Source organism: Limnohabitans sp. (assembly GCF_031538885.1).
Lineage (GTDB): Bacteria > Pseudomonadota > Gammaproteobacteria > Burkholderiales > Burkholderiaceae_C > Limnohabitans.
Map to the genome: position 1 here is coordinate 1 of NZ_JAVKLW010000057.1, position 8,939 is coordinate 8,939.

The following is an 8,939-nucleotide window of genomic DNA, read 5'->3' on the forward strand; positions in this document are numbered from 1 at the left end:
CTGCCGCTGGGTCGCTCAGGCCAAAGAACTGTTGCAACAAATGGATGCGCAGCATCGTCTCCACTGCAAACGGTGGGCGGCCTGTCTTGCCCGCAGGGGCGTGTGGCTGGATCAAAGCCAGCAGAACTGGCCAAGGGATGACGCGATCCAAGTCGTTGAGAACCTCTCGTCGACGTGTGCGTTTACTTTGCAGCTCAAAGCCGCTGATCGATAGGCTGGTTTGTTTCATGTGTATTCAACGCAGTCTATGGCGTTCACGCTGTCAGGGTTTACAAGAAGGTTATGCAGATGTTCCCTACATCAGTGTGCAAGAGCTGCCTGCCACGGACTGGGGTTATGGCGGCTTGACGCAGAAGCAACGCCGCGTGGCCTCAGCATCAACTGGGGTTTAAGCGAAGTGGTCAAACGACGCAAAGCGTCGCGTGATGGGCTGCCCCTGCGGGTCCAGCACGACCAAGCCTTGCGCTTGCGTGATGCGGCCAATGCGTGTGACGGGTGTATGGGTTTCCCACGCGGCAGCATGCACCAGCTCGCGTTGGTTCACAGGTGCGGTGAAGCACAGTTCGTAGTCGTCACCACCTGAGAGGGCGAACTCTAAGCGTTTGTTCCATGGCAACTCGGCCAGCACGGGGGTGATGCCTGCGGGCAAATGTGCATCGCCAAAGCTACCAGCGGCTTGCAGCCAAGTGGTGTCCACCTGCGCGCCCACGCCTGAGCGTTTGAGGATGTGGCCTAGGTCACCCAGCAGGCCATCGCTCGCATCAATCGCTGCATTGGCCACGGCACGCAGTGCGGTACCCAGCGCTACGCGGGGTGTCGGTTGTTCCATGCGTAAACGGATTTGCTCGAAGGCTTCGCCCGACAAAGACTGTGTGCCGCGAAACACTTCGAGCGCCAAGCGCGCATCACCCACCGTGCCGCTGATGTAAATGTCATCGCCCACTTGCGCGTTTTGGCGCAGCAGCGCGTCGCCTGGGGGCACTTCGCCAAACACGGTGATGCAGATGTTCAGCGGGCCTTGGGTGGTGTCGCCGCCCACCAGCTCGCAGCCGTGGGCATCGGCCAAGCGCAGCAAGCCGCTGGAAAAACCTGCCAGCCATGCCTCGTCCACGCGCGGCAGGGCAAGGGCGAGGGTGAAGGCCAAGGGCTCGGCGCCCACCGCCGCCAAATCGCTCAGGTTCACCGCCAAGGCTTTGTGGCCGAGTCGTGCAGGGTCGACCGTGCTGAGGAAGTGACGGCCTTCTACCAACATGTCGCTCGATACCGCCATTTGCATGCCGGGGGTGGTGTTGAGCAGCGCGCAGTCGTCACCCACGCCGAGTGCGGCTTTGTGTGTGGGGCGCTTGAAGTAGCGCTCAATCAGGTCGAATTCGCCCATGTGCAGTCTCAGTGCAGATGGCGTTTGCCCGGCTCGTCGCTGAGTGCGTCGAGCACAAACATGGGAATGTCTACGTCAAATTTTTCGCCGTCTTCGGCTACGCAGAAGTAGCTGCCATGCATGGTGCCGGTGGGTGTGCGCAGGCGTGTGCCACTGGTGTACTCAAACTGTTCGCCCGGTTTGAGGAAGGGCTGGTGGCCCACTATGCCAAGGCCTTTGATCTTCTCGTGTGTGCCATTCGCGTCGTTCACATTCCATGTGCGCGAGATGAGTTGCGCCGCCACATCCCCGACATTGCGGATGGTGATGGTGTAGGCAAACACATACAAACCGCCGTTTGGGTCAGACTGCTCAGACAGGTATCGCGGAAAAACTTCGACTTGGAATTTGTAGCGTGGCATGGGGTAATTTTGGCCTAAGCCCAGACATGCTGTGCCGAGGGTGAAATAATCACCCCATGACCAGCACACGCCTTCCATTCAACATCGCTCCTTCCATCTTGTCTGCCGACTTCGCCCATCTGGGTGACGAGGTGAAAAACGTCATTGCCGCTGGCGCTGACTGGATTCACTTTGACGTGATGGACAACCACTACGTGCCTAACCTCACGTTTGGCCCCATGATTTGCCAAGCCTTGAAGCCCTACGCCAAAACGCCTGCGGGCGTGGCGGTGCCGATTGACGTGCACTTGATGATTTCCCCGGTGGACACCTTGGCTGCTTCGTTTGCTCAAGCGGGGGCGGACTACATCAGTTTTCATCCCGATGCCAGTGCCCATGTGCATCGCAGCATCCAAGCCATCAAGAGCCAAGGTGTGAAAGCGGGGTTGGTCTTCAACCCCGCCGAGCCGCTGGATGTGTTGGAGTGGACGATTGACGAGATTGACCTCATCCTCATCATGAGCGTCAACCCCGGCTTTGGCGGGCAAAGCTTCATTGACTCGGCACTGCGCAAGGTCGAGTTGGCGCGCCAGTGGATTGAGCGCAGTGGCAAAGATATCCGCCTCGAAGTCGACGGCGGCATCAAGCCCGACAACATCCGCCAAGTGGCCGATGCAGGGGCCGACACCTTTGTGGCGGGCAGCGCGATTTTTGGCAAGCCTGACTACAAAACGGTGATCGACCAAATGCGCGTGGCGTTGGTTTGATGTTTCGTCAATTGAAAGCAGCCATTGTTGATCTCGATGGAACGATGGTGGACACCTTGGGCGATTTCGAGGCGTCCCTCAACCGCACATTGGCCGATTTGGACTTGCCGCCGGTCACCCGTTCGTTGGTCGAACGCACGCTGGGTAAAGGTTCTGAGCATTTGATTCGCTCCGTGCTGGCGCATCAGTTGGTCTTGCCCGAAGTCAAAGGCCTTGCCAATGTTTGCGAGGCGCGTGGTGCTGACAACCTATATGAAGCGGCATGGTTGCGTTACCAACATCACTATCTTGCCATTAATGGTGAGTTTGCTGCGGTGTATGACGGTGTGACCGAGGCACTGCAACAGTGGCGTGATGCCGGTGTGCAACTGGCATGCTTGACCAATAAGCCCTTGTCGTTTGCCAAGCCTTTGTTGCAGGCCAAAGGGCTTGACCAGTTTTTCAGCCACGTGTTTGGTGGTGACAGTTTTGAACGCAAGAAGCCAGACCCATTGCCGCTGCTCAAAACCTGTGAAGCCTTGGGCACACGGCCCGCGCACACCTTGATGGTAGGCGACTCGAAGAACGACGCCCAAGCCGCCCGCTCCGCCGGTTGTCCTGTGGTGTTGGTGCGCTATGGCTATAACCACGGCGAGCCCGTGGATGTGGTGGACGCCGACGGGCATGTCGATGCGTTGACCCACATTCAGCTCGCGTTTGCCAGCAAGGCCTGAGCCTTTGCTAAACTGAACCCCATGTTCATTCACCGTAGCACAGTCACAGGTTGTCATGACCGGGGAGCTTGGCCCTGGCGTACGCCAGGGTTTGCGCTTGTCTCAAAGCACGTTCAGGTTCACTGATGCCGTGCCCGCGCTGAAGCACCACTGAGCTGCTCAGCACTTGTCCGAATGAACACCCCAAAGCTGATGGGGCCGAGCTGTGGAGGCTCACCATGACTGAAACCGAATTCAAACAACTGGCCCAAGAGGGCTACAACCGCATCCCGTTGGTAGTCGAGGCCTTTGCCGATTTAGAAACCCCGCTGTCGCTTTATCTCAAGCTCGCGCATGTGCAACACAACGGCGAGCGCAGCTTTTTGCTGGAGTCGGTGGTGGGCGGTGAGCGCTTTGGGCGTTACAGCTTTATTGGTTTGCCCGCACGCACGCTGTTGCGTGCCAGTGGTTTTGGCGCAGAGGCCAAGACCGAGGTGGTGACTGATGGTGTGGTGGTTGAAACCCATGCGGGCAACCCGCTGGACTTTGTGGCCGCTTACCAAAAGCGTTTCAAGGTGGCACTGCGTCAAGGCTTGCCGCGTTTTTGTGGTGGCTTGGCGGGTTATTTTGGCTACGACACAGTGCGTCATATTGAAAAGAAATTGGCCCACGCGTGCCCACCCGATGATTTAGGCATGCCCGACATCTTGCTGCTGCAAACCGAAGAACTGGCAGTGATTGACAACCTCTCGGGCAAGCTCTCACTCATCGTGTACGTAGACCCCGCGACGCCTGATGCCTACCTACAAGCGCAGGCACGTTTGGCCGAGTTGAAGCAACGCTTGAAAGCCCCTGCCCAAGCACCATCGATTGCGCCGTGTGCCAGTCACCCAGCCGAACGCAGCTTTGCCAAAGACGATTACTTGGCCGCTGTGTTGCGCGCCAAGGACTTGATCGCGGCGGGCGACTTCATGCAGGTGCAAGTGGGTCAACGCATCCACAAGAAGTTCACCGCCAGCCCGCTGTCGTTGTACCGTGCGCTGCGCTCGTTGAACCCCAGCCCCTACATGTATTACTACAACCTCGGCGATGCCTATGTGGTGGGCGCATCGCCCGAGATTTTGGTGCGCCAGGAGTCCACGCCTGAAGGTCAAAAAGTCACCATCCGTCCTTTGGCTGGTACCCGCCCGCGCGGCGCGACGCCTGAGGCGGACAAGGCCGCTGAGGTGGATCTCATCAACGACCCCAAAGAGCGCGCTGAGCATGTGATGTTGATTGACCTCGCACGCAACGACATTGGCCGCATTGCCAAAACAGGCAGCGTCAAAGTGACTGAGGCTTTTGTGGTGGAGCGTTACAGCCACGTGATGCACATCGTGAGCAATGTGGAGGGCTTGTTGCTCGACGGTGCCGATGGCCAACCGCTGACCAGCATGGATGTGCTCAAGGCCACATTCCCCGCAGGCACGCTGACGGGGGCGCCCAAGGTGCATGCGATGGAGTTGATTGACCAGCTCGAACCTACTAAGCGTGGCCTGTACGGCGGCGCCTGTGGCTACTTGAGTTTTGCGGGTGACATGGATGTGGCGATTGCCATTCGTACTGGCATCATCAAGAACGACACGCTCTATGTGCAAGCTGCCGCAGGCGTGGTGGCCGACTCGGTGCCTGAGTTGGAATGGCGCGAGACAGAGCACAAAGCGCGCGCCTTGTTGCGTGCTAGCGAGTTGGTTGAGGAGGGCTTGGAATGAGCAAGATCAAACTTCTGATGGTGGATAACTACGACAGCTTCACCTTCAACATCGTTCAATATTTTGGTGAGTTGGGGGCAGAGGTCGAGGTGTTTCGCAACGACGAAATCACGCTCGAAGGCATTGCCGCGCGCAAGCCGGATCGCTTGGTGATCTCGCCCGGCCCTTGTTCACCTGCCGAGGCGGGTATTTCGGTGGCAGCGATTCAGCACTTTGCAGGCAAGTTACCCATTCTGGGTGTGTGCTTGGGCCATCAAAGCATTGGTGCGGCGCTTGGCGGCAAGATCGTTCGTGCTCAAACGTTGATGCACGGCAAAACCAGCGTCATCACCACCACGCAAGAGGGCGTGTTTGGTGGCTTGCCCGAGAAGCTCACGGTCAACCGCTACCACTCGTTGGCGATTGAACGTGCGTCTTGTCCGTCGAGCCTTAAGGTCACGGCGTGGACCGATGACGGCGAGATCATGGGCGTGCGTCACACAGAACTGGATATTCAGGGCGTTCAGTTTCACCCTGAATCCATCCTCACGGATCATGGCTATGCCATGCTGAAAAACTTTTTGTAAAGGCTGGCGATGACAACCACCATGCATGCAATCACACCCCAAGAAGCGCTGCAACGCGTCATTGAACATCGTGAGATTTTTCATGACGAGATGTTGCACATCATGCGTCTCATCATGTCGGGGGAGATGCCGCCCGTCATGATGTCTGCGTTCATCACGGCCTTGCGTGTGAAAAAAGAAACCATCGGCGAAATCACCGCTGCTGCGCAAGTGATGCGCGAGTTTTCGACCAAGGTGAATGTGCCTGATCGAACGCACATGGTGGATATTGTGGGCACAGGTGGTGACGGTTCGCACACGTTCAACATCTCTACCTGTTCGATGTTTGTGGTTGCTGCTGCCGGTGGCAAAGTCAGCAAGCATGGCGGACGCAGTGTGAGCAGCAAGAGCGGCAGCGCTGATGTGTTGGAGAGCTTGGGCGTCAACATCAATTTGCCGCCCGCGAACATTGCGCAATGCATTGCCGAGGTGGGCATTGGTTTTATGTTTGCGCCTAACCATCATCCCGCCATGAAGAATGTGGCCCCCGTTCGCAAAGAGCTGGGTGTGCGGACCATCTTCAATATCTTGGGGCCACTCACCAACCCTGCCAGCGCGCCCAATATTTTGATGGGTGTGTTTCATCCCGACTTGGTCGGCATCCAGGTGCGTGCCCTCGAGCGCTTGGGTGCCGACCATGCCCTGGTGGTCTATGGCCGCGATGGTTTGGACGAGGTCTCCTTGGGCGCTTCTACCTTGGTAGGGGAGCTGAAAGAGGGAAGTGTGCGTGAATACGAAATTCACCCCGAAGACTTTGGCTTCGCCATGAGCAGCAACCGCACGTTGCGTGTGGAAACGCCCGAACAGTCGCGTGCCATGTTGCTGGGTGTGTTGGATAACCAAGCAGGCCCAGCACGCGACATCGTGGTGTTGAACGCGGGCGTGGCTTTGTATGCCGCCAATGTGGCGGACAGTATGGAGGCTGGCATCGCGCTTGCGCGCGAGGTGTTGGCCACAGGGGCTGCCAAGGCCAAGCTGGATCAGTTGGTCACAGCCGCACACGCCTTATCCGCCAAAGCCTGAGCGATGTGGCACAACCCAGAAGCTTGGATTGCCATGGGCTTGTCGGTGGGCTTTGTGTTGGTCGGTGTGGTGATGCACCGCCTATTTGTGAATGTTTTAAAAAATCAGTCGTCGCCTGAAGGCGGTCGCAACGTGTCACCCGAAGGTGACCAGAAAGCCAAGCATGAGTGACATCTTGAACCAAATCGTGGCCGTCAAACACCAAGAGGTGCAAGCCGCGCTCCAGCGCAAATCATTGGCGGCCATGCGTGCCGATGCCGAGAGCCGCGTGCTGACGCGTGACTTCGTGGGTGCCTTGCGCGCCAAGATGGCGGCGGGCTTGTCTGCGGTGATTGCGGAGATCAAAAAAGCCAGTCCGTCCAAAGGCGTGATTCGCGAAGACTTCATTCCTGCCGATATCGCGCAAAGCTATGCAGAGCACGGTGCCGCTTGCTTGTCGGTGTTGACCGACAAAGATTTTTTTCAAGGCCAGGTGGACTATCTCAAGCAAGCGCGCGCCTCTTGTGATTTGCCTGTGCTGCGCAAAGATTTCATGATTAATCCGTATCAGGTGTACGAGGCGCGGGTGATGGGGGCAGACTGTATTTTGCTCATCGCCGCGTGCTTGACCGATGCACAAATGGCCGAGATGGAAGCTGTGGCTCGCAGCCTTGATATGGCCGTGTTGGTGGAGGTCCATGATGCGGCGGAGTTGCAGCGCGCGCTCAAGCTCAAAACGCCGTTGGTGGGCATCAACAACCGCAACTTGCGCACGTTTGAGGTATCGCTCGATACCACGATTGACATGCTCAAAGACGTGCCTGCCGATCGTTTGCTGGTGACGGAGAGTGGCATTTTGCAGCGCAGCGATGTGCAGAAAATGCGCGATGCGAATGTGCATGCCTTCTTGGTGGGCGAGGCTTTCATGCGTACGCCTGACCCCGGCGTGGCCTTGGCTGAGTTGTTTGCCGCCTGAGGCTGACGCGTATGACAGGCGATTTGTTTCGTGGCGCTGATGTGCAGACGGCAAAACCGCGCTTGACGGCGTGGGCTCCACACGACTGGGCTGTTCAGTCGGATTGGCAGCCCGTGTTGGATGCGTTTTGGCGCAGTGAGCAAGGCGTGTCGCTGGCCACATTTATGCAATTGCGCTTGGCGGCGGGGGCCGTGGTCTATCCCAAACATCCCTTGTGGGCCTTGCAACTCACGCCCTTGTCGCAGGTGAAGGTGGTCATCCTCGGGCAAGACCCGTATCACGGGCCGCACCAAGCGCAGGGCTTGTCGTTCTCGGTGGCGTCCGGCGTGAAGATTCCGCCTTCGCTGCGCAACATCTTCAAAGAGTTGCAGCGTGACCTCGGTCAGCCCATGTCTGGCAACGGTTCGCTCGAAGCGTGGGCCAAGCGTGGCGTGCTGCTGCTCAACACCAGCTTGACGGTGGAGGATGGCCGGCCAGCCAGCCATGCCAAACGCGGCTGGGAGCCGTTGACCGATGCCTTGTTGGTCGAGGTGGCGCGCACTGCGCCTGTGTGCGTCTACATGCTCTGGGGTGGGCACGCTCAAGCGAAGGCTGGGGTGATTGAGCGGGAAACCCACTGTTCGGCTTCGGGTTTTGTGGGGTCGCGCTCTGGGGGGGGGGGCAAACGTCAGGCTTTGGTACTCAAAGCCAACCACCCTTCACCTTTGTCTGCCTTGCGCCCGCCCCTGCCGTTCATTGGGTGCGGGCACTTCTCGCAAGCCCAAATTTGGTTGGCTGACAAAAACCAGCCGATGACGTGGGCTTTGTAAGCCACTTAGATCCCAAGACTCGCGATTACCCTAAAACTCTGCTATAGTTTGCGATTCGCTGGAGGGGTGCCCGAGTGGCTAAAGGGGGCAGACTGTAAATCTGTTGGCTTACGCCTACACTGGTTCGAATCCAGTCCCCTCCACCAGCGAAAACCAACAAGTAGGAGTGCCGGTAGGCCTGCAACTGTGATGATCTTTTCTGATCTGATGCGGGAGTAGTTCAATGGTAGAACCCTAGCCTTCCAAGCTAATGACGCGGGTTCGATTCCCGTCTCCCGCTCCACCTGTGGTTTTTGATGGATTGATTGGCAGTCAATGATTTGCCCTTGTGGCTCAGTGGTAGAGCACTCCCTTGGTAAGGGAGAGGTCGCGGGTCCGATTCCCGCCAAGGGCACCAGATTTTTTTTGTGATTGACCTATTTTTTTTGGAGTCGAAAGATGGCAAAAGGAAAATTTGAACGTACCAAGCCGCACGTGAATGTGGGCACGATTGGTCACGTTGACCACGGCAAGACAACGCTGACAGCGGCGATCACCACGATTTTGTCGGCCAAGTTTGGTGGTGAAGCGAAAGCTTAC

Annotated in this window: 12 protein-coding genes and 3 tRNA genes; 12 read left to right on the forward strand and 3 right to left on the reverse strand. The window is 57.8% G+C overall.

The genetic code is table 11. The annotated features are described in order from the left end of the window. From RMS03_RS04220 to apaG, 3 genes are all read right to left on the reverse strand, one after another. Positions 1-229 (reverse strand): transposase (locus RMS03_RS04220; RefSeq protein ID WP_310625856.1); only part of this gene is annotated, 229 nt, incomplete at its 3' end. A gap of 159 nt (positions 230-388) precedes the next feature. Next, the gene (gene thiL / locus RMS03_RS04225; protein WP_310625857.1) at positions 389-1,378 is read right to left on the reverse strand and encodes a thiamine-phosphate kinase; all 990 of its coding nucleotides are present in this window, start codon (positions 1,376-1,378) and stop codon (positions 389-391) included. Positions 1,379-1,386: 8 nt separating this feature from the next. Continuing rightward, positions 1,387-1,779 carry a Co2+/Mg2+ efflux protein ApaG gene (apaG, locus tag RMS03_RS04230; protein WP_310625858.1) on the reverse strand — a complete coding sequence of 131 codons (393 nt, stop codon included), beginning with the start codon at positions 1,777-1,779 and terminating at the stop codon, positions 1,387-1,389. 56 nt (positions 1,780-1,835) lie between these two features. Here apaG and rpe point away from each other — a divergent pair, with 56 nt between their 5' ends. The 12 genes from rpe to RMS03_RS04290 all read left to right on the forward strand — a co-directional run. Then, on the forward strand, positions 1,836-2,525 hold the full coding sequence (gene rpe, locus RMS03_RS04235; protein WP_310625859.1) for a ribulose-phosphate 3-epimerase: 690 nt from the start codon (positions 1,836-1,838) through the stop codon (positions 2,523-2,525). After that, on the forward strand, positions 2,525-3,238 hold the full coding sequence (gene gph, locus RMS03_RS04240; protein WP_310625860.1) for a phosphoglycolate phosphatase: 714 nt from the start codon (positions 2,525-2,527) through the stop codon (positions 3,236-3,238). Before rpe ends, gph begins: the two co-directional genes overlap by 1 nt. A gap of 218 nt (positions 3,239-3,456) precedes the next feature. Next, the gene (locus tag RMS03_RS04245; protein WP_310625861.1) at positions 3,457-4,968 is read left to right on the forward strand and encodes a chorismate-binding protein; all 1,512 of its coding nucleotides are present in this window, start codon (positions 3,457-3,459) and stop codon (positions 4,966-4,968) included. Continuing rightward, entirely contained in the window at positions 4,965-5,534 is a 570-nt protein-coding gene (locus RMS03_RS04250) for an aminodeoxychorismate/anthranilate synthase component II (RefSeq protein WP_310625862.1), read from the forward strand. The genes RMS03_RS04245 and RMS03_RS04250 overlap by 4 nt, the downstream gene beginning before the upstream one ends. A 9-nt stretch (positions 5,535-5,543) precedes the next feature. Continuing rightward, complete coding sequence (trpD, locus tag RMS03_RS04255) at positions 5,544-6,596, forward strand: anthranilate phosphoribosyltransferase (protein WP_310625863.1); 1,053 nt, start codon at positions 5,544-5,546, stop codon at positions 6,594-6,596. A gap of 3 nt (positions 6,597-6,599) precedes the next feature. Continuing rightward, entirely contained in the window at positions 6,600-6,767 is a 168-nt protein-coding gene (locus RMS03_RS04260; protein ID WP_310625864.1) for a hypothetical protein, read from the forward strand. Then, positions 6,760-7,551, forward strand: coding sequence for an indole-3-glycerol phosphate synthase TrpC (trpC, locus tag RMS03_RS04265; RefSeq protein WP_310625865.1), 792 nt, complete (start codon positions 6,760-6,762; stop codon positions 7,549-7,551). The genes RMS03_RS04260 and trpC overlap by 8 nt, the downstream gene beginning before the upstream one ends. An 11-nt stretch (positions 7,552-7,562) precedes the next feature. Next, positions 7,563-8,360, forward strand: a complete 798-nt coding sequence (locus tag RMS03_RS04270) for a uracil-DNA glycosylase (RefSeq protein WP_310625866.1) — start codon at positions 7,563-7,565, stop codon at positions 8,358-8,360. A 60-nt stretch (positions 8,361-8,420) separates the two neighbouring features. Beyond that, a tRNA-Tyr gene (locus RMS03_RS04275) sits at positions 8,421-8,506 on the forward strand. Between the two features lie 63 nt (positions 8,507-8,569). Beyond that, positions 8,570-8,643, forward strand: a tRNA-Gly gene (locus tag RMS03_RS04280). A 39-nt stretch (positions 8,644-8,682) separates the two neighbouring features. Next, positions 8,683-8,757, forward strand: a tRNA-Thr gene (locus RMS03_RS04285). 41 nt (positions 8,758-8,798) lie between these two features. Continuing rightward, positions 8,799-8,939 (forward strand): GTP-binding protein (locus RMS03_RS04290; RefSeq protein ID WP_310625867.1); only part of this gene is annotated, 141 nt, incomplete at its 3' end.